This is a genomic window from Bacillus sp. MZGC1, assembly GCF_002998605.1.
Taxonomy (GTDB): domain Bacteria; phylum Bacillota; class Bacilli; order Bacillales; family Bacillaceae; genus Bacillus.
Genome location: NZ_PVRE01000002.1, coordinates 403,769 through 424,331, shown reverse-complemented (window position 1 = coordinate 424,331; position 20,563 = coordinate 403,769). Strand labels below are relative to the sequence as shown.

Sequence of the window (20,563 nt, the reverse complement as noted above, 5' to 3'; positions counted from 1 at the left end):
ACCAACTTTTTTAGCTTAATAAAAGGATATGTCGCTTGACAAACATTTGGAACAGGTCAATCGATTTATTTTTGAACAAATGGGATACCTTCTAATTCTAGCAGGACCGCTTTCATGTCTGTTTTTGTTCCTGCATAGCCCGTCAGAGAGCGGTCTTTTCCAATCACTCTGTGACAGGGAATAAAAATAGGTAATGCATTGCGTCTGTTCGCTTGTCCAATCGCTCTTACAGCTTTTGGGTTGCCAATCGCTTCTGCAATGTCTGCATAGCTTTTTGATTCACCATATGGAATAGTCGAAAGTGCTTCCCACACCTGCTCTTGAAACGGAGATCCCTTTTGCTTGAGCGGGAGATCGAATACTTGGCGCTCTCCCTTGAAATATTCATCTAGCTGCTTTTTCGCTTCTTGTAATACAGGCGTTTCTTCTTCTTTTAGATCGGCTTTCTGCTTTTTTACTAAAAATGGCTCATCATCAAACATCACCTCGATGATGGCATCGTCTTTTTCTAGTATGTATAATGCCCCAATTGGTGCGTGATAGACGGTATAATACACGTTAGTGCTCTCCTTCTTGTTTCTTCTGCCTCAGTGGAAGCGTGAGATGGAAGACGGTTCCTACCCCTTCCTCACTTTCTACCTCAATCGTTCCTTGATGCTCTTCAATAATTTTATAACTAACCATTAAGCCAAGTCCAGTTCCTCTTTCTTTTGTCGTATAAAATGGTTCCCCTAGACGCTTGAGCTTGTCCTCTGCCATTCCGCAGCCTTCATCCCGCAGTGAAATGACAATATGCTCTTCGCCCTTCCGCTGAATGCTCACATAGACATTTCCTTTTCTCGGCATGACTTCAATTGCATTTTTTAAAATGTTAATAAAGACCTGTTTTAATTGGTTTTGTTCACAATAAATGAGCGGAATCTCATCCAACACATTGAGATGCATTTGAACGTTGCCGAGGTTCGCCTGTGCGTGCAAAAGATCCATCGTGTCTTTCATAATTTGCACCACATTTTTTTCTTCATATACGATGGCTTGCGGTTTCGCTAAAATCAAAAATTCGGTGATGATGGATTCAATTCTTTTCAGCTCAGATGTGATGACATTGAAATAGAGCGAATACTCCCCTTCTATATTCCCTTTTAACAGCTGAATGAAGCCTTTTAATGCTGTCATCGGGTTTCTAATTTCATGCGCAATTCCAGCGGCAAGCTCTCCCACCACATGAAGGGTATCTGATTTTCTCACCCGCTCTTCTAATTCCTTCCGCTCTGTCACATCTCTAAAGATCGCCAAATTCATATTATGAATAATGTTGCGTTTAAAAGAGAATTCCAATATACGCTGATCTGGATGGTTCAGCACAAACGGAACTTCATTGTCCATTTCATCTAACGACATCGCCTGAGCAGGCTGTGCCAAATGTTCAATTTGATAAGGCGCAAGGATATGGAAAAGGTTCATTTCCGTTAAATGATCGTCTTTCAATCCGAGCAGCTCGCTTGCGGATGGATTGACTTCGATAATGCGGTACTGGTTATCAAAAAGAACAATGCCGTCCATTGATCCATTAAATACTTTACGGAATTTGAGCTCACTTTCGCGCAGCTCCTCTTCCATTCTTTTTCGATCACTCACATTACGTAAAATGGTTAAGTGCTGTCCTTCTAATACCGCATGCTTTGATGTAAACTCGAGCTCTTTAAACTGACCATTTGCCATTCTGAACAACAGCTCTTCCCTTATTTCATGATTCCGAATATAACGTCTTCTAGTCGGCCTATATCTCTGATCAGATTTCACGAGAAAGTCTGTGAGTTTCTTGCCAATCAGTGAGTGCATAGGCAATTCAAAAATTCGGCAGGCTGATTCATTGGCTCTCACAATCTCTCCATCATCTGCCCATATGATGATCGCATCCATTGCATTTTCGAAAATTTCTCTAAAGCGTTCCTCACTTTTTAACAGCTTTTCTTCCATTAACCTTTTTTCTGTAATATCCCGCATGATGGACATATAAAAACCGCTCATGACATTTGATGTAATGGTGAGCTCGAATAATTTTTGCTGGCCAGATTGAAGGGTAACGGGAAGCTCTCCCTTGGCTTTCCCTGTTTCTTTAAGTGACGTTAAAAGGTGCTGCAAGGCTGGAAGATTTTCATCTTCGACAAATTCATTTAAATAACGATCGGTTAAATCGGTCTTTTGCAGCTCAAAGCTCTGACAAAAAGAGTGATTGGCGTCGATCATGCAGCCATCCTGATCAAAAATGACCATCCCGTCAATGGCTCGGTCAAACAAATCTTTGAACAGCTGCTCATTCATGGAGCGTTCTCGTTCTAGTATTTTCTTTGAGGAAATATCTCGCATGACCACGATATATTGCTGATTCACGACGTCATGCTCTGCGACAAATTCAATGTATTTTGTTTCCCCGTTTTCAAGCTGAATGGAGATTTCTCTTCTTAACTTTCCTTTTCGAAAAAATAAATCAAGGGAGCATTCAATTTTGTCTTTCGGGATGCCGTATAGGAAATCTAGAACGGATTTATTGAGGAGGTCTTCTTTCGATGTCTGTACAAGCCTGCATGTCGCTTCGTTGGCTTGGATAATATTGAGGTGCTGATCAAATATGAAAATGGCATCTAACGTCTTATTTAACAGCCTCTTTTGCTGCATCAACTCTGTTCGCAAATATTCGTTCTCTTTTTCTAATTTTCTGATATCTTCTGCGCCATCGAGCGTTTCAGTCATTCTCTTACACTCCTTTTCCAGCCTCATTCCTCTACAATATTTCTACAATATTTTCATTGTTCCTTCATTCGACTCATAAAAAAAAATAACTTTTTACACGAAGACTGTCTCATTTATTTCATTTGGATGACAGGATCGAACTGCGATTCTCTTTTCTTACGCTTCTTTTACAACCATTCTACAATTTCACATCAAATAGCGAAATGAGCCAAAATGTATTTTAAAATGGGGCAAATACGGGAACAGTGCACATAGAACATTTATGTTTGAAATCAAGCAGGAAAGGTGATGTTATGGCATCTTCACGAGATAGTTATTTTGATAATGCGAAATTTCTTCTGATTTTTCTAGTTGTTTTTGGTCATTTGTTACGATCATTCATTCATGATAATGATTGGATGCTCTATTTATACAAGTTTATTTATACTTTTCATATGCCCGCCTTTATCTTGGTTTCCGGCTTCTTTGCAAAAGGCTTTAGAAAGCCAGGTTTTATGAAAAAAGTCGCCGTTAAGCTGATCATCCCATATTTAATTTTTCAGGTGATCTATTCAGTTTACTATTATCTCTTGCAGGATCAAAGCATGGCCAATTTAAATCCAATTGATCCGCAATGGTCTTTATGGTTTTTAATTAGTTTATTTTTTTGGAATTTGCTGCTCATTCCTTTTTCTAAACTTCCGTTTCACTGGGCGATGATCGTCAGTTTGTCAATTGCGTTACTTGTCGGTTACGTGGACAGCATCAGCAATACGCTCAGCTTATCGCGTACGTTTGTGTTTTTGCCGATGTTTTTAGCTGGCTTCTATTTAAAAAAGCAGCATTTTGAATTCATCCGTACAAGCAAAGGAAAGCTGGCAGCACTTCTTGTATTAATGGCTGTATTTTTATTTTGCTATTTCTATGAATTTGATTATTCCTTCTTATTTGGATCACAGTCATATGCTTCTCTTGGAGATGAGGGATTGATTGCGGCAATGAAACGAATGGCATGGTACATGCTTGCATTTGGCGCTACATTCAGCTTCTTTGCATTAGTGCCAACACGCCGTTTCTTCTTTACAAAATGGGGCACAAGAACGTTATATGTGTATTTACTACATGGCTTTGTGATCAAGCTGCTTAGAACGACTTGGTTTGACGACTGGGCCCTGAATGCAGCAAGTGTACTGATGTTATTGCTGCTGACCATTCTGTTAACCTTTACCCTGTCTAGCACCTTTGTTAAAAACGTTGCACAGCCAGTGATTGAGCTCAAAATGAACAATCTTTTGCGTACAATCACCGGCAGGCAAGGCAGTTATATCAAATAAAAAACGATCCCGCGAGGATCGTTTTTTCTATTTTTCATCCATGTGTCCATTGTGACATTCAGCATCTTTCTTAGGTTTTACAAGAGTATCAATCCATTTGCTGCTGTTGATATCTCCAAGCTCACTGCCAAATTCCTCTTCTAAGATATCTGGGTCCATTGGCCTCTTATGGTCTTTCATGTCCTTGCTCTTCACATGCTTTTTAGTCACGAGATCCTCCCCCTTGTTTCCCTTTGTGAGAATTTCGGTTTGCCTGACGATCTCTTGATTGTTCATCAAATTGGGTTTGTCCTTGATCATGTACCATGCTTTCTGTCGGTGTCATATTATTTGTCAGTGCTTCATTTTTCGCTGCTTTTCTTTTCATCTGAAATCAGTCCTTTTTTAACATATTTAGTTCTTCTCTTAATTGGTCTAGGAGTTCCTTCATTTGTTTGACCGTCACGGGCTTTTCTTCTGGCTTTAACTCATAGCCAATTTGTCCATTGGCTTCTAGGGTGGCTTTTTTGAGACAGCTGATGTCTGTGATGCCTTGCTGCTTTAAGCGCATTTTGAATTCATCCCTTGTGAGCCTCGTTTTCTTCAGCTTGTGATCAAGCATTTCTCCATCCTGCAAAATGACCACAGATTTCCCTGAAACCAATTTTTCAAAGAAATCAGATTGGATAGACAATTTTTCCATGATGACGAGTGCAATGATAAATGTAGCAGCGGCATAAATCGTTTCAAGTAAATTGTGCTCAATAAAGGGTTGGATAATAATCGATCCGATTGAAATCATGATCACTGTTTGTTGAACAGTTAATTGACTAATGGATTTAGGCCCTGCTATTCTCAGCAGCAAGGTACCAACTAGCAGCATGACAATTGCTTTCCATATTACATCCAGCACGTCTCGTTCACCTCTTACCTATAGATTGCGAACATCTCACGTGATTTAGCCAGTTAGATAATGGAAATAAAAAAACAGCATTCGCTCGGAATGCTGTTTAGCCAATGATGACACGCTCTTTCGGATAATGGTAATTCGCTTCGCTTTCTCTTCGGCCAATTAAGTACAAGAAGCTTGGAATGCCGATCCGTCCAATAAACATGACCATCATAATGATACACTTACCGAAAACAGAGAGCTCAGAGGTAATCCCTAGTGATAGCCCTGTTGTTCCGAATGCAGAACAGACTTCAAATAAATTTTGAAGAAGCGTATTTTGCTCGGATAAGGTTAATAAGAATGTAGCGCCAAACACCAATATAAAGGCCATCATCGTCACCATTAGAGATTTGTTTATATCCGCTTGATGCAGCTCTCTTTTGAAGATTTTAATGGACTTATTTCCCCGAGCAAAATGAAACAGTGCGAGTAAATTAAGGGCAAAGGTGGTTGTCCGAATTCCGCCCCCAACCGAGCTTGGAGATGCCCCGATAAACATGAGCAGACATAAAAATAACAGCGTCGGTTCTGTCAATTGAGTAATATCTAATGTGGAAAGTCCACCACTTCTTGTGGCGGTCGATTGGAACAATGAATAAAACAAAACTTCGTGCCAGCTCTTCCCTAAAAACGTAAACCGGGCTTCAAGGGCATAAATCCCAATAGCGCCAACAATGACTAAGCTGCCAAACGTAATCGTTGTGATTTTTGTAAACAATGAGAACGATGCGTGCTTTCGGTCCTGATTAAATAAGTAATCCTTTACTTCTACGAGGACAGGAAAGCCAATGGCTCCAAAGATGATCAGCAGCATCGTAATAAATTGGACAAAATAATCATCTTTGTAAGGGATGAGCGAGTTCCCTGTAATATCGAAGCCCCCATTGGTGGTCGCACTAATACTTGAGAAGAAGCCATGTAAGAATGCTGCCTGCACATCGTAATATTTGAGAAAATACATGCTTAAAATCAGACCGCCTACAAACTCAATGAGCAAAATTAAATATAAGACCTGCTTCATTAATTTCACAATTCCTGATAAATTGCTCTGGTTTTGATCTGCCATGATGAGCTTTCTTTCTTTAATCCCGATCCTTTTTCGCATGACAATCCACACAAAGGTACCGAGCGTCATAATGCCGATACCTCCGATTTGCAGGACAAACGCAAGGATCCACATACCTGCCACACTAAATGTTTGGGAGGTATCAACAACGGTGAGTCCTGTGACACTTACCGCACTCACTGCCGTAAATAATGCATCGATAAATGTCCACTTCACCCCATCTTGATGAGCGACTGGCAAACTTAGAAGAATAAATGAGACGGTCACAGCGAGAAAATAATAAAGGGCAATCAGCTGGAAAGCCGATAGCCGGTCAATTAGCTTTTTAATTGGGTTCATTGTCATTCCTTCTTTTAACTTTCATTTTTCAATACTTATCATTTTAATGAAAAGAGACATGATTTTAAAGGTATTTTATGCTTTATTTACTTTTTCATCAAAAAAGAAAAGACATCCTGTAACAGAATGTCTTTTCGTCTCTCTTATTTTGCTTCTAGTCTTCTGATTCTTTCGTTTAAATCAGGGTGTGTGGAGAAAAGAGAAGCTTTTCGTTTACCACTGATTTTAAGCGTAGCAACTGCTGTTTGATCATCATCTTTGATTCTTGACGTATACGCCTCAAGTGAGCGAAGCGCATGAATCATTTTATCTTTACCGGCAAGGTCAGCTCCGCCGCGGTCTGCATGGAATTCACGGTGTCTAGAATATGCAAACACGACAAGGCTTCCTAAGATAGAGAAAATGATTTGGAAAACAATCACTGCGATAAAATGAACAATCGGCACAAGCTCTTCACGCGGAACAAAGCGGCTTGCGATCCATGCCGCAATTCTTGAAAGGAAGACAACGAACGTGTTGACGATCCCTTGAAGCAGCGTCATTGTCACCATATCACCGTTCGCAACGTGAGCAACTTCGTGAGCGATTACACCTTCAACTGCTGCATCATCCATTTCATGAAGCAATCCAGTGGAAACCGCAACAAGTGATCTTCTCTTAGAAGGACCTGTCGCAAAAGCATTTACTTCAGATGATTGATAAATACCAACCTCAGGCATTTTAGAAAGGCCTGCTGCTCTTGATAATCTGTGCACGCGGTCAACAAGCTGCTGCTCATCATATGTTAATGAATCCTTTTCAGGGTTTAACACGCGCACACCCATCATCATTTTTGCCATCCAGCGAGACATTGCAAGTGACATGAACGAGCCAACAAAACCAACAACTGCACTGAATACTAGCAATGCCACAAAATTAATTCCACCATCTGCTCCTATATAAGAACCAACACCAGTTGCTGCACTAATAACCGATAGTACAATACCAATCGTAGTGATAACAAGAATGTTCGTTAATATAAACAGAAATATTCTTTTACCCATACATAACCTCCGCTGTCATATTAAGTTCATTTGAACTTATTAATAAAATTATAAAAATAAACGTCTCAAATTGCAAGGAAAAAGGAATCATTACTTATGTTTATCATAACGGCTTAAGCCCCGTCACTTCAATATTTACGACATTTGCTACAGCTGAAAAGTGAACAAATTGTGACGCCGCTTTCTGGATTTTAGTTTATTTTGCATTTTCATCAAAAAGAGATTATGATGTTGAATTAGATCAATTATGACGTTTTTGACGTACAAACGAGGTGGAATAATGGGTGCTTTTAAATTAACGAGAATTGACATGACAAGTCTTCTCTATTCTCTAAAAGGAGAGGGAGATCTGACTCCGCTTCAGCTATTAAATTTATCTGTAAAAAAAGACAAACATCACGAACATGACGAGCTAAAAATCCCTTCTTTTTTTGAGAGGCTTGAACGTCGGAAACACAAATCAGAGCATGGACTCTCCACAAATGAAATTGTAGAATTAGGAAACCTATGCGAACTGACTTCTCTTAAATCGACAGCGATTCAAAACTGGATCAAACGTGATATTAAAGATATGATTGGCCACCCTGAGCTTGGAAAGAAGTACTCAATTGATCAGGTCGTTATTTTATTAATTGTTAGAGATTTAAAATCAGTTTTTGACTTTGATGCCATCCGTACCATCTTATCTGCCTTATTTAACACAATTACGGATCGAACTGATGATATTATTAGTCCACTGCGCTTTTATGAAGCATATGCGCATGTCCTTGATTTTATTTATCATCATACTCATTTTCCGTTAAAAGAAACAAACTTACGGGAAATCACAGAGGAACAGACAGATAAGCTCCGTGAAGAATTTTCTGAATTGACACAGCACCAATGGCATTTGATCAAAGGCATTATCAGTTCAACCGTTTTTTCTGTCTTTACTTCACACTTGCAAAGTACGGCACAAGAAATGATGTTTCATACACTGCAGCATCAGGATAAAGAAGAACCGAGGTGAATCATCACCTCGGTTTTTTGTGCAGCAATTGCCAGCATAATTGTACGCTGTTTTCTTCAAAATAAGAAGGCGCAACAAACATGAGGTGAAAGGAGGAATATGGACATGGCAAACCGAAATCAACTTCTTGTTCCTGGAGTAGAACAAGCATTAGATCAATTTAAATACGAGATCGCTCAAGAATTTGGCGTGACTCTCGGTTCAGATACAGTCGCACGTGCAAACGGTTCTGTTGGCGGTGAAATTACAAAAAGACTCGTTCAACAGGCTCAATCACAAATGGGCAATCAATCTAAATAAAAACATGGTGAAATACGCCGGAGCTATTCTGGCGTTTTTTTATTGTTCATATGTGTGCTCGCCCCGGTTCTCACGATAAGGGGACGGTACACCTTTTCCTTGCTTCATATGTTCTCTTTTTCGTTCAGCGGACGGCCGTTTCTGATCCCTGTCGTTTTTTTTTGTGTGCTTTTCAGCGCCATCACGTGATGTGCCGTTTGGATTTCTTTTATCATCAGGTTCCGTTGAGTGATTTTTTTTTTGTTCTTTATCGAAAGAGCGATCCTTTTCTTCCTTTATTTGATTGTCTTTGCTTTCATCATCAGGTTTTGTTTGGTGAGGCTTTTGAACAGATCCTTGCTCTTCCCTCTCTTGATCCTTCTGCTCTTTGTCTTCAGCTTCAGGAGCCTCTTGATCTGGCTTCATCTCTTCGCTATCGTCTGTCTTGACGTCTTCTTGTTTGTCTTTGTCTGTTTGATCTTCATCATCTTTGTTAGGCTCTTCTTCTTTGACAGCATCACTCTCTGCTGCGTCTTCATCCTTTTGAATGTCTTCTTGATCTTTGTCTTGCATTTCTTGATTTCTGATATATGTGCCTGTTGAAATGCCTGCCTTTTGAGCTTTTTCTCTTGTTTCCAGGTCACTTTCTACAGTTTCTAGCTTGTAATCGCGCTTTTGATATTCACCAGAGATGGTGTTAATTTTACTTTTGACGTTGGTTTTATATGTATGGTCCTGCTTGTTTTCATAAACCGTTGAAATATAAATGCTCTTAGAGTGGTTCACGTAACCTTTTTTGTCACAGTCATCTATGATTTCCTGCACGACTTTGGTCATGTCGTTTTTTTCTAAATCCTTCATACTGGCCAGTACTTGTTTCGCATCTTTATTCAGTGGTGTGACACCGATCACTTGATAATCGTGATCAAGCTTCAGTTCAAAGCTTGGGTTAATGTCAATTGTCATATATGCATATGCTTTTTGACTTGAGAAAGATGGCATCATAGTAAAAATCACGACAATAATCGCTGCGATTGATAGGATTCCTGCATTTAACGGACGTAAACGAAGCAGGTCAAAAAAACCGGCTCTTTTTCTTTCGAGACGTGATTCATTCGGAAATGTCACTTCTTGACCGATTTCATAGTCTTGCTGTTCATATTTTGTCCGCAGAAATTGTCCATCAGGGGTCAGCAGCGTGACATATTTTTTGTTTTTCTCTACTATAATGCCTCTTCTCATGAATTAAGCACCCCTTTAAGGTAATCTTTCAAATACACATAATCACCCGTCATAATGATCGCCATCGCAATGATGTATTTTCTATTTCTCTCAATCGTTTTGCGGCTGACTTCCACTAGCTTTTCAAGCTGTTTGACCGGCAATTGTTTTTTCTGAAATAAAATGGTTCTGAGCTCATCGTGTTCAACGAGTGTGTGAGCTACTTTAATAGCATTTTGCCTGGCATCTGCATGCTTTGGTGAATGTTCAAGCAGCTCTTGAAACGTGAGACCGTATACTTTTAATCGTTCTTTAAAATGTTCTATTTCTTCTCTTCTATGTTCTTGTTCAATTAAACGTCTATATTCATTTGTAGACAGCTCTGCTTCAATCATGCTTTGAGAGTACTCGCCATTTTCACTTTCTTGCAGGTCCATTTGAACCGTTGGCGCATTTCTCGCTTCTTTTCGAATATAGTCGATCACTTTTCTTTTAATAATTAATTCTGCGAAAGCAAGGAGTGAGTTTCCTTTTTCGGCAGAGTACTTTTCTATCGCTTCATTAAAGGCAATTAAGCCTATGCTGAATTCATCATCTTTTTCATCTATATATCGTTTACAAACGGATGAAACCGTCTTAGCGACAAATGGTTTGTATTGCTCTATTAATGCATTTTGCAGCTCGATATCACCTTGTTGAATACTGATAGCCGACTGCTCTAATGTTTGCTTTTTCTTTCCTTTTTTAAACAAAAGGCTAAGCAATGGTTTCACCTCAGTTCTCCCTATATTACTCATTTATGATAGCTAATTTATGAGGGAAGCGCAAAGGAAGAAATGAGGAATTCATTTCCTGTTACTCAATTATGACATGTATATCATCATCTACTTTACAATGTTTCGTCTAAAAGCAAAGAAATAAGGGGGTATCTCCCCCTTATTTGTAATATACGTGTTATGAAAATGAAATGATATTTCTTTCAAAAAACCTACTCTTCTAGGCGTCCCTCTTGTTTTTCCTTGTTTTGTTGCCCGCCTTTTCTTGATGGGCTTGATAAAAACCAGCCAAATGCTGCAATTGCGAGAAGCACTGTCCAGAAAATGACTTTCCATAATGTTGAATGAATAAAATGAGACGATACGACGCCAATAGCTGGATGTGACAGTGTATAAAGCGTGAGCTTCACACCAACCCATCCGACAATGACAAAGGCTGCTGTTTCTAGGCTCGGTCTTGTTTTGAGCAGTTTCACAAAGACAGTAGCTGCAAATCGCATGATGATAAGACCGATGATACCACCTAAAAAAATGACAATAAATTGACCGCCATCGAGTCCGCCGATTTGCGGAAGACTCGTTTTCGGCAATGTCACGGCTAATGCGACGGCCGCTAAGATGGAATCTACAGCAAAAGCGATGTCGGCAAGCTCGACTTTTACGACTGTTGCCCAGAAGCCGCTTTGCTTCATGTTTGTGTCTGATTCCTTTTTCTTAAATACGTGCGATTTTAAAATATGGTGAATGGAAATATAAAGAAGATAAATTGCACCAATGGCTTGAACTTGCCACACATCCACTAAAAACGAAATAAGAAACAGGGAACCAAATCGCATGACAAACGCACCCGCAAGTCCGTAAAACAATGCCTTTTTTCTTTGCTTTTCAGGAAGGTGTTTAACCATCACAGCCATGACCAGCGCGTTATCAGCTGCTAAAATCCCTTCTAATCCAATCAGTACGAGAAGAACCCACCCGTACTCTAAAATAATTGCTGCATCCATCATCATTCCTCCTTGTTTTTATCTATTGTCCCACAACAGACAAAGGCTTATGAATACAAAAAAGACCTTTGCCTGTAATGGCAAAGGTCTTGCTAGACATGTGATATGTAGAATCATGCCAACAAAGCCGATGGAACGTAAGTCCATGTAATGACGACTTTGTTTCCGGTAAAACCGGACGCTACTCCCCTTTGGTGGGATTTAAGAATATTTAGATTACTTATATCATAATCAATACACACTGTATTGTCAACAGGTGACTTTCAGTGATTAGGCCGTTGGTGTTTCTGTTTTTCTTTTTCTACGTTTCAGCCATATATACATCATGAACAACAACACAACCCCGATCCCAATCGGTAAAAGATATGGATCTAACATAGCGCCAACCTCTTTCCAGTTCTCCCCGAGCACAAACCCAAGATACACATACACAAATGTAATGGGCGTAATCGCCAAAAACGTATACAAGCAAAAGACCCACACATTCATCTTGGCAATACCGCACGGGATGGAAATAAGCGTTCTGACCCCTGGAATAAACCGGCCGCTAAAGGCGACGAAACCACCATGCTTTTCAAAGAAAGCATCCGATTTATCAAGCGACTCAGGTTTGACAAAAAAGTACTTCCCATATTTATTTAAAAAGGGTCTTCCGCCATAACGTCCTAACCAGTACAAGGTCAAAGGGCCAGCCACGCCGCCAATGGAGCCGGCAGCCACAACACCGATGAAGGCCATGTCCCCTTCTGAGACCCAGTAACCCGCAAGAGGCAGAACCACTTCAGCAGGAACAAATTCAATGCATAATGCGAGGAAGATGCCAAAGTACGACAAGTTCTTAAAAGCATCAGCTAAAGAAATAATAAAATCTTCGATGTTTATCAATCCCTTTCACACATAATCGTTTGACGATTCTATCTCTTTTAGAATCACACCATATATTAAACGAATAAAACCGAAGAAACGATTCACTTTTCGTCGTTTTTTTACATTAAATTTGATTTTACTATAAAAGACACGTGAAAAAAACGTTGATTGTGGTATTTAAGTGAAGGAAAAGTGAACACAGAAGCCATTCGATCCGATATATTAAGTATATGTCTGTTTTAAGATACTGGAGGTTTTCTCACATGACCCAATTAACAGGAAGCTACAACGGATGGCTTGTCTTTCTGTCAGTCGCTGTCGCCGCTGTGGCCTCCTACTCAGCTCTTCAGTTAGCCAGCCGAGTGATACAGTCAAGCGGTGCAAAGAAAAAGGTATGGCTGGTCATTGGTGCAATGATCATGGGGATGGGCATATGGTCGATGCATTTTATTGGCATGATGGCATTTCACATGCAAACCGGCATCACATATGAAACTCCCTTACTGATTTTATCGATTTTGGCGTCTTTTGTCGGTTCTTTGATCGCATTCTCGATATGCATTCAAGAGCAGCTCTCCATAAGACGGCTGCTCATTAGTTCAATCACCATGGGCTCTGCTATTTGCAGCATGCATTATCTTGGAATGGAATCAATGGCCAATGTCTCAATCAGCTATGATCCAGTCCTCTTTTTTCTTTCGTTTTTCATTGCTGCGCTGGCATCTTTCTTTTCACTGCATCTCTTTTTTCGGCTCCATCGATCCGAGAAAAAAAAGGAGGATCATCTGTTAAAAATAGCTGGTGCACTCGTGATGGGTGGGGCTATTTCTGGCATGCATTATACTGGTATGGCTGCTTCTACTATGTTTTTTCATTCAGATGGACAGTCCGCTGCAGGCGGCTCTCTTGAAATGTCGCCATTCAGTCTGTCGATTTTCATCGGCTTGATGACACTGATTGTCCAAACACTGATGATCTTTGGTGCCTATATAGATCACCGAATCATGAAGCAGTCAGATCAGTTAAAGGAAAATGAACAGCGGTTTCAATCGCTCATTAAACATAATATCGATGGCATTATCGTGTTATCTGTCGATCGAAAGGTGCTTTCTGCGAACGACTCAGGTAAACAAATCTTAAAAATGTGCAATTCTTGGATTGGTGATGATGTCAGTCAATACGTGATGCCGACTGAGATGTGGGAAGAATTTATTTCCCGGTCAAAAAAAGCCATCACACGTGAAGCAGAACTGAAAGCAGCAGATCGTTTTTATTATTATCATGTCACTTACATACCTGTTCATGTCAACAATACACTTGACAGTATTTATCTTGTCTTAAAAGATTTAACGCAGCAGCGGATTGCAGAAAAAGAAATTCATGTCATGGCACATTATGATGCGTTAACTGAGCTTCCTAATCGGCGCCACGCCATCAACCATTTAAATGATGTTCTCTCCGCTCAAGAAGAGACAGGAACATCAACGGCTGTTCTGTTTCTTGACTTGAATCGTTTTAAAATTATTAATGATGCACTTGGTCATAACATAGGAGACTTACTACTTAAAGCAGCTGCAAACAGACTGACGCAATGTTTACCGGACAATGGCTTTATTGCAAGACTAGGCGGGGATGAATTTTTAATGATCTTCCCTCACATGGGACATGACACACACAAAATTGAGCAGCTTTCTCAAAATATCATTCGTCAATTTGAACGTCCTTTTTTCATCCAGAATCATCAGCTCATTACATCTATCAGCATTGGGATCGCCATCTCACCTCAAAATGGCAAAGATGGGATGGAATTGATGAGGAAAGCCGATATGGCGATGTATTTATCCAAAAAACATAAGCAAAGCCGGTATGAGTTCTTTACCGAATCAATGGAAAGATCAAGTGAAGACAGGTTAAATCGAGAGCTTGAGTTGCGGGATGCCATTCAGAGAGAACAGTTTGTGCTTCATTACCAGCCGCAAGTCAGTGCGAAAACAAGAAAGATGACTGGCGTAGAAGCTCTTCTAAGAATGAAGGCACCAGATGGTTCCTTAAAATCACCTGAGGCTTTTATTGAGCTGGCAGAGGAATCAGGGCTGATCATTGATATTGGCAGATGGGTCATTGATACCGCATGCAGGCAGGCTAAAACGTGGTATGACAACGGGCTGAAAATTCCTGTGGCTGTCAATTTATCTGCGAAACAATTCAATTCTGAAGACTTAATTGATTTGATTAAGTTGACACTGAAAAAATACAACCTGACATCGTCACTGCTCGAGCTTGAAGTGACAGAAAGTATGACAATGGACAATATCAAGCAATCAAAACAGGTGCTGACGTCGCTGAAACATCTGGGCGTTCGCATTAGTATTGATGACTTTGGTACAGGTCATAGCTCCTTAAGCTATTTAAAGGATTTGCCCATTCATCGACTGAAAATCGACAAATCCTTCATTGAAGATATTTTAAATGATTCGAAGTCTGAACAGATTACAGGTGCCATTATCGCGATGGGACATCAATTATCTCTCGAAGTCATAGCAGAAGGTGTGGAAACCTTTGCGCAGGCGCAGCTTTTATCTGCGCAAGGATGTGACGACCTGCAAGGTTTTTATTATGCAAAGCCCCTTCCAGCAACCGATATCGAAAAATTCATTGCCTATCCGGCGCATCAGCTGGACACATAAAAAAGGTGCCAATCATGGCACCTTTTCGTTCTATCTAAATAATAAATGTTGACTGTGAATGCCTGCTTTTTTCAATAGACTAATCAATTGTTCTTGTTCTTCACGCGAGAGGCCAGAGAACGCACGCGCAATCCGAAGAGAATGAATCGGGTAAATCTTATCAAGATAACTGCGCCCTTTATCCGTTAAATGGGCATAAACCGACCGTTTATCCTTTGGGTCCTGCTCTCTTTCAATGAAACCATTTCGTTCTAATTTGTCAATTACGTACGTCACATTCCCGCTGACAAGCAGGAGTCTTGAGCCGATTTGCTGAAGTTTTTGAGCACCTCTTGTGTACAGCAATTCAAGAACGGCAAATTCAGTTGGATTAAATCCATGCTCTTTGCTGTCTCTAATGCTGTGTTCTGAAACGCTTTTAAATGCTCTTGCAAATACCTTGTAAAGTGTCATTGAACGTTCTACTTCTTCTTCATTAAACGATAGTCTCATCACATATCTACCTCTTATAATATTTTTTTAACTTCAAGGCTTTCTTGCGGTGCAGTTGGAGCCTTTCGTAAAAAATAGAAGTACGTTTTTGAAAACCCTTTCAACCACATAAGTGACTCCATTCGTGTTATGTATAAGATTTCGATATAAACTTTTAAAATCCTTCTTATTTTTCACAATCATCTCGAAAAAAAGCTTTTTTAGCAAACCATCAAGATGCGACATAGTTTAACATAATCTGTAAAGGAACTGCGTTTCCTTACACTGTATTCGTCAAATTTCTACAAAATTCAATATTGCTATAATATTAAGCACGCAAAAAAAGAACCCTTTATGTGACATACGCACATTTCAAGGGATTTTCACAAATTACGCTCTGTTTTGTTGAAAAAGAAGTGATACTCTTTTTTTAAGTCACTAATTGTCATGTTCTTGGCCGCATCAGGGCTGTAAACTCCTAATGAACAGAGCTGCTTCGTATAATAATGTCTTTCCTTTGCTAAAGCTTCTGTTAAGATACGCCGCACCGATTATCCCCTCCTATCAAGTGATCTGGACCAGGTGCTTATGAAGATCTTTTATACAAATCATTTTGTACGGCTCTTAGAAGAGCATGTGCATTCTGACCTGCCGCCTGCATGAATCGCTCCAGTAATTCATCCCTCTTCATATCTAATGCGATGATTTCTTTTGCCATACAGATGATCTGTGTTTGCTCCATCATTTGCTCCTCCTCCTATTTCAACTCATCATCATTATATGCACGCACAACACTCATTTCACATTTGTTGTTATCTTTCCTTCCATGGTTTTTTCGTTTTTTCGTTTATGTGTTATATTTTCTGACAAATGATAGGTTTTTTTCCTTCTCGTTCTGTATAATATGAAGAAAAGACTTGCAGGGGTGAGTATATGACGCAGGAAGATGTATCTTATAAAGATAAAAAAGTCATTTCAATCGGGATTGTCAGTGAATTAACAGGGCTATCCGTCAGGCAAATCCGATATTATGAGGAACGCAGACTCATCTACCCCCAGCGCTCAACAAGAGGCACGCGTAAATATTCTTTTTCTGATGTAGAACGTTTAATGGACATCGCCAACAAACGAGAAGACGGTGTGCAAACAGCCGAGATTTTGAAAGACATGAAGAAAAAAGAACAGGCATTAAAAAGCGGACAATATAAGAAAAAAATGCTGGAAGGCCAGATTAACGCACACTTCCGGTACAAAAATCGATAAACAAATAAAGATTCGCTTACTCTTTAAAATTAAAGACAAGTGAATGTATGATAACGTAGTAAAAAGAGACAGCGATTGCTGCCTCTTTTTCAACTAAAGCACCTGTTAAGTGCAACGATCTAGTGTTCATCCATTCGTTCAGGAATCGAAACAGTTCGTTCATTGACCACATTCCCCGTGTTTAGAGTCGTTTTGGGCTCAATTAAGAGCAAATGAACTTCTTCTTCAGCAATTGGCTGATGTTCAATTCCTTTAGGAATCACAAGAAACTCCCCTTCATTAAGAGCTATTTCTCTATCCCTAAAACGGATGACTAGATTCCCTTTACATACAAAGAACATTTCATCCTCGTCATCATGGTGATGCCAAATGAATTCACCCTTAATTTTTACCATTTTAATGTATGAGTCGTTCAACTCTCCACTTATTCTAGGATTCCAATAATCATTTATTTGCAAAAATTTCTCTTGGATATTAATCTTTGAAATCAATAGATTCCCTCCTCATTTAATTGGAAACGCCTGTTTTATCTTTTCCTAGTTAAAACTCTCTACCTTTCAATTCTCCTCCTCATGATAAATCTCTTATATCATTAAGTTTACTTATTCTATTGGATCACGTAAAATCAAAAAATAGTGTATAGTTCATCACAATTTATGATGCAAAAAGGAGCGTTATTTTGGATATTAAATCTTTGGAAATATTTAAAGCAGTAGCTATTGAACAAAGCATTACAAAAGCTGCCGAGAAATTAAATTATGTGCAGTCGAATGTCACTGCACGAATCCAACGTCTTGAACAAGAATTAGGTGTTCCTCTTCTCTATCGATATCACAAGAAGATATCCTTAACGCCTGCAGGACGTGAACTGTTGCCATATGTAAACAAATTACTCTACGATTTTGAAGAAGCGATAGAAGCAGTAAAGCTTTCCTCTACTCCGCGGGGAACTTTACACATTGGATCTATAGAGTCAACCGCTTCTACAAGATTGCCAATCATTTTTACAGAATATCATAAGACATTTCCACAAGTAGAATTGAGCATGTATATGGCACCTACTGTAGATCAGGTTAGTGCTATTCTTAACTACAAGGTAGACGGTGCATTGGTTGATGGGCCAATTCTTCATCCGGACATTATTGAGTACCCTGTATTGGAAGAATCACTTGTTCTGATTACAAGCTACTCCCGGGAGGAATTCCAGGTAGAATCAATCTTACATGAACCATTGCTTTCGTCATTTGCGCATTGCATCTATTTGGGGCGTTGGCAGCGATGGTTAGAGAGCAATGGCTACCCTCCTATGAAGGTAATGGAATATGGCACTTTAGAGGGCGTGCTTAAATGCGTTGAAAACGGGCTTGGAGTCACCGTATTACCAAAATCTATGGTTGAATCTCGGATGCAAGGCAGATTTACCTGTCATCCATTACCGGAACCACATAGAATCGTGCCCACTGTGTTTATAAGGCGTCGCGATTCGTACATGACCAGTGCCCTCTCACGATTTATGGAGTTAATGGGCATAACTCATATGTGATCAGGTCATTTGTGGTAAAAAAGAGGATAGATAGAGCGAAGTTCTTTCAGCTCTTCTATCCTTTTAAATAAAATCATTTTAGATTATACCTTGTCTTCTAATAAAATTTTTCATTGAGAGGAAGCGTCAGTTCCTTCAACGACCCCTACAAAGTCAATCCGTACACCGCCTTTTTCAGGATCTTCTATTACCCGCATGGCAAGTGCCTTTTTCTCCCCTGTTTTTTCATCTTCGTAATTCGCATGAAAGACGTGAATGCTGGCTTCTTCCAATTGAAAATCTTCATAAGAAAGCGTCTCTATGCCCCATTCCTTTTTCAGCTTTAGAATGTCATTTGGGCTTGGGACAGCACCTTCAACATAGATGTTTTCTATTTTTCGTTTATCTCCTTCGGTAATCGCTTCAATCATATACTCTGCTGCCACAAGTCTTCTGTCTTTCCCCTCGTCTTCCCTTGAACATGCACCTAGCAATACCATGCACATTAAAATGAATAAAAACTTCTTCATTTTTCTCTCCCACCTTCTCCTTAAAATGTAAAGGATGGAAGCGCTATATGCAATCTTTATTCAAAAAAGACTGTAAAACGTAACGTTTTACAGTCTTCTTGCTACATCAGTGTATGAAGGAATGCTGTTGCAATTCCAAAATAGATCAGTAAGGATAGAATATCATTCAATGTTGTGATCAGCGGGCCAGATGCAATGGCTGGGTCCACGTTTAATCTGTGTAAAATAATCGGCACGACCGTACCTGCCATTGTCCCAATAATCAGTGTTGCAAGCAGTGAGGAGCCGACAACAAAACCTAAAATCATATTGCCCTGCCACACCATTGCGACGACTGTAATAATAATGGAACAGACGATCCCAATGTAAATACTTGTTCTCAGCTCTCTAAAAATAAGACGCATAATGGTTTTTTTCGTTAATTCTTCTTTTGAAAGCCCTCTAATCACGACGGCAAGAGACTGTGTCCCTGTATTCCCTGTCATCCCGGCAATCATCGGCATGAAGAACGCTAAAGCAACGACTTGCTGAAGGGTATCTTCAAAATAATTTAAAATACTGCCTGAAATCAGCCCAATGAACAAGAGCAGAATGAGCCATGGAAGACGGCGGTATGCCGCCACAAATGCCGGCGTGTCGAACGTAATATCTTTACCAGAGGCAGCAAACTTCTCATAGTCTTCGCCTGCCTCTTGAATGACAACATCAATGATATCATCGACTGTAACGATTCCGACTAGGACATTGTTCTCTTCCACAACAGGAATGGCAAGAAAATCATACCGTTCAATCAGCTTTGCGATTTCCTCCTGATCTTGAAAGGCTCCAACGGCAATGACTCTTGTAAACATGAGATCCTGCACCTTTTCATCCGGTTCACCTAAAATGAGATCACGGTATGAGAGAACGCCTACAAGCTGTTTTTGATCATTAATCACATATAAATAGTTGATTGATTCCGCAATTTCTGCAAAGCTTTTCAGCTTCACAACGGCATCCTGCACCGTATAATGCTGAGGAATCCAAACGTACCGGTTGGTCATGATCCGTCCCGCTGTCTCAGCAGGGTAATTCATAAGAAGCTGGACGGCCTTTGATTCCTCTGCTTCCATGTTAGATAAAAGCTGATCCTTTAGCTCATCCTCCATCTCATCAAACAAGTTGGCTAGATCATCGTTATCCATTTTGTTTGTGACGAAGGTAGCTTTGTCTTTCCCTACTTTTTCAAGAACGATTTCTTGGTATTCCCGCTCCAGCTCACCCATCATTTCTGTCACGTCATCGACTGGTAAAAAGCTGAGGAAGCGGCCGCGGTGTTTTTCTGGAAGCTCTTTAAATAAGTAGGCCATATCATATGGCTGAAGTTCTTCCATGATGTTTTTAAATTCTTTGCGTTTTCCATCTCTTAGTAAAATAATGATGCGTAAAATGAGTTCATCGTACGTAATATTTTGTATCATCGCTGTTACCTCCCCAAAGTCAGGAGAT

Annotated in this window: 23 protein-coding genes and 1 riboswitch; of the genes, 6 read left to right on the top strand and 17 right to left on the bottom strand. The window is 39.9% G+C overall.

All coding sequences use genetic code 11. The annotated features are described in order from the left end of the window. Positions 1-65 precede the first annotated feature (65 nt). Complete coding sequence (locus C6Y06_RS07350; RefSeq protein WP_066030983.1) at positions 66-557, bottom strand: methylated-DNA--[protein]-cysteine S-methyltransferase; 492 nt, start codon at positions 555-557, stop codon at positions 66-68. Between the two features lies 1 nt (position 558). Then, positions 559-2,754: a PAS domain-containing sensor histidine kinase gene (locus tag C6Y06_RS07345; RefSeq protein ID WP_060596110.1), complete on the bottom strand. Its 2,196-nt coding sequence runs from the start codon at positions 2,752-2,754 to the stop codon at positions 559-561. A gap of 293 nt (positions 2,755-3,047) precedes the next feature. Here C6Y06_RS07345 and C6Y06_RS07340 point away from each other — a divergent pair, with 293 nt between their 5' ends. Beyond that, positions 3,048-4,067, top strand: a complete 1,020-nt coding sequence (locus C6Y06_RS07340) for an acyltransferase family protein (RefSeq protein ID WP_106036736.1) — start codon at positions 3,048-3,050, stop codon at positions 4,065-4,067. Between the two features lie 27 nt (positions 4,068-4,094). Here the strand turns inward: C6Y06_RS07340 and C6Y06_RS07335 are convergent, their stop codons facing one another. From C6Y06_RS07335 to htpX, 5 genes are all read right to left on the bottom strand, one after another. Beyond that, the gene (locus C6Y06_RS07335; protein WP_034662925.1) at positions 4,095-4,277 is read right to left on the bottom strand and encodes a hypothetical protein; all 183 of its coding nucleotides are present in this window, start codon (positions 4,275-4,277) and stop codon (positions 4,095-4,097) included. Beyond that, positions 4,270-4,434 carry a hypothetical protein gene (locus C6Y06_RS20055; protein ID WP_189288337.1) on the bottom strand — a complete coding sequence of 55 codons (165 nt, stop codon included), beginning with the start codon at positions 4,432-4,434 and terminating at the stop codon, positions 4,270-4,272. The genes C6Y06_RS07335 and C6Y06_RS20055 overlap by 8 nt, the downstream gene beginning before the upstream one ends. Positions 4,435-4,440: 6 nt before the next feature. Next, a complete protein-coding gene (locus C6Y06_RS07330; protein ID WP_034662926.1) occupies positions 4,441-4,959 on the bottom strand; it encodes a DUF421 domain-containing protein in 519 nt (172 codons plus the stop codon). A 97-nt stretch (positions 4,960-5,056) separates the two neighbouring features. Then, the gene (locus C6Y06_RS07325; RefSeq protein WP_081311421.1) at positions 5,057-6,403 is read right to left on the bottom strand and encodes a TrkH family potassium uptake protein; all 1,347 of its coding nucleotides are present in this window, start codon (positions 6,401-6,403) and stop codon (positions 5,057-5,059) included. Between the two features lie 143 nt (positions 6,404-6,546). After that, positions 6,547-7,446, bottom strand: a complete 900-nt coding sequence (htpX, locus tag C6Y06_RS07320) for a protease HtpX (RefSeq protein WP_034662931.1) — start codon at positions 7,444-7,446, stop codon at positions 6,547-6,549. A 280-nt stretch (positions 7,447-7,726) separates the two neighbouring features. On the opposite strand from htpX, the gene C6Y06_RS07315 reads away from it, so the two are divergent. Further along, positions 7,727-8,455, top strand: coding sequence for a DUF1836 domain-containing protein (locus C6Y06_RS07315; protein WP_060596106.1), 729 nt, complete (start codon positions 7,727-7,729; stop codon positions 8,453-8,455). Between the two features lie 105 nt (positions 8,456-8,560). Continuing rightward, positions 8,561-8,755, top strand: a complete 195-nt coding sequence (locus C6Y06_RS07310) for an alpha/beta-type small acid-soluble spore protein (protein ID WP_003211343.1) — start codon at positions 8,561-8,563, stop codon at positions 8,753-8,755. A 39-nt stretch (positions 8,756-8,794) separates the two neighbouring features. Here C6Y06_RS07310 and C6Y06_RS07305 read toward each other — a convergent pair whose 3' ends face one another. The 4 genes from C6Y06_RS07305 to C6Y06_RS07290 all read right to left on the bottom strand — a co-directional run bounded on the left by C6Y06_RS07305 (position 8,795) and on the right by C6Y06_RS07290 (position 12,620). Next, positions 8,795-9,976: an anti-sigma factor domain-containing protein gene (locus C6Y06_RS07305; RefSeq protein WP_066030986.1), complete on the bottom strand. Its 1,182-nt coding sequence runs from the start codon at positions 9,974-9,976 to the stop codon at positions 8,795-8,797. Next, positions 9,973-10,728 (bottom strand): RNA polymerase sigma factor SigI, encoded by a 756-nt coding sequence (gene sigI, locus C6Y06_RS07300; protein WP_034662939.1) that lies wholly within the window; start codon positions 10,726-10,728, stop codon positions 9,973-9,975. The genes C6Y06_RS07305 and sigI overlap by 4 nt, the downstream gene beginning before the upstream one ends. A 215-nt stretch (positions 10,729-10,943) precedes the next feature. Further along, positions 10,944-11,735, bottom strand: a complete 792-nt coding sequence (locus C6Y06_RS07295; protein ID WP_106036735.1) for a TerC family protein — start codon at positions 11,733-11,735, stop codon at positions 10,944-10,946. Positions 11,736-11,766: 31 nt separating this feature from the next. Continuing rightward, positions 11,767-11,937, bottom strand: a riboswitch (yybP-ykoY riboswitch). A gap of 68 nt (positions 11,938-12,005) precedes the next feature. Then, positions 12,006-12,620, bottom strand: a complete 615-nt coding sequence (locus C6Y06_RS07290) for a DedA family protein (RefSeq protein ID WP_060596104.1) — start codon at positions 12,618-12,620, stop codon at positions 12,006-12,008. Between the two features lie 245 nt (positions 12,621-12,865). Here C6Y06_RS07290 and C6Y06_RS07285 point away from each other — a divergent pair, with 245 nt between their 5' ends. Further along, on the top strand, positions 12,866-15,289 hold the full coding sequence (locus tag C6Y06_RS07285) for a bifunctional diguanylate cyclase/phosphodiesterase (RefSeq protein WP_060596103.1): 2,424 nt from the start codon (positions 12,866-12,868) through the stop codon (positions 15,287-15,289). 30 nt (positions 15,290-15,319) lie between these two features. Here the strand turns inward: C6Y06_RS07285 and C6Y06_RS07280 are convergent, their stop codons facing one another. The 3 genes from C6Y06_RS07280 to C6Y06_RS20050 form a co-directional block, all read right to left on the bottom strand. Next, on the bottom strand, positions 15,320-15,784 hold the full coding sequence (locus C6Y06_RS07280; protein ID WP_088004396.1) for a MarR family winged helix-turn-helix transcriptional regulator: 465 nt from the start codon (positions 15,782-15,784) through the stop codon (positions 15,320-15,322). 359 nt (positions 15,785-16,143) lie between these two features. Continuing rightward, the gene (locus tag C6Y06_RS07275) at positions 16,144-16,308 is read right to left on the bottom strand and encodes a hypothetical protein (protein WP_034662950.1); all 165 of its coding nucleotides are present in this window, start codon (positions 16,306-16,308) and stop codon (positions 16,144-16,146) included. A 38-nt stretch (positions 16,309-16,346) separates the two neighbouring features. After that, positions 16,347-16,502: a hypothetical protein gene (locus tag C6Y06_RS20050; protein WP_164847173.1), complete on the bottom strand. Its 156-nt coding sequence runs from the start codon at positions 16,500-16,502 to the stop codon at positions 16,347-16,349. A 191-nt stretch (positions 16,503-16,693) separates the two neighbouring features. Here C6Y06_RS20050 and C6Y06_RS07270 point away from each other — a divergent pair, with 191 nt between their 5' ends. Then, the gene (locus C6Y06_RS07270) at positions 16,694-17,023 is read left to right on the top strand and encodes a MerR family transcriptional regulator (protein ID WP_012009715.1); all 330 of its coding nucleotides are present in this window, start codon (positions 16,694-16,696) and stop codon (positions 17,021-17,023) included. A 119-nt stretch (positions 17,024-17,142) separates the two neighbouring features. Here the strand turns inward: C6Y06_RS07270 and C6Y06_RS07265 are convergent, their stop codons facing one another. Then, a complete protein-coding gene (locus C6Y06_RS07265; protein ID WP_080869519.1) occupies positions 17,143-17,514 on the bottom strand; it encodes a cupin domain-containing protein in 372 nt (123 codons plus the stop codon). A gap of 188 nt (positions 17,515-17,702) precedes the next feature. On the opposite strand from C6Y06_RS07265, the gene C6Y06_RS07260 reads away from it, so the two are divergent. Beyond that, positions 17,703-18,566 carry a LysR family transcriptional regulator gene (locus tag C6Y06_RS07260; RefSeq protein ID WP_066030989.1) on the top strand — a complete coding sequence of 288 codons (864 nt, stop codon included), beginning with the start codon at positions 17,703-17,705 and terminating at the stop codon, positions 18,564-18,566. Between the two features lie 110 nt (positions 18,567-18,676). Here the strand turns inward: C6Y06_RS07260 and C6Y06_RS07255 are convergent, their stop codons facing one another. Next, positions 18,677-19,075, bottom strand: coding sequence for a hypothetical protein (locus C6Y06_RS07255; protein ID WP_106036734.1), 399 nt, complete (start codon positions 19,073-19,075; stop codon positions 18,677-18,679). 101 nt (positions 19,076-19,176) lie between these two features. Then, positions 19,177-20,535, bottom strand: coding sequence for a magnesium transporter (gene mgtE / locus C6Y06_RS07250; protein WP_034662959.1), 1,359 nt, complete (start codon positions 20,533-20,535; stop codon positions 19,177-19,179). Positions 20,536-20,563: the final 28 nt, after the last annotated feature.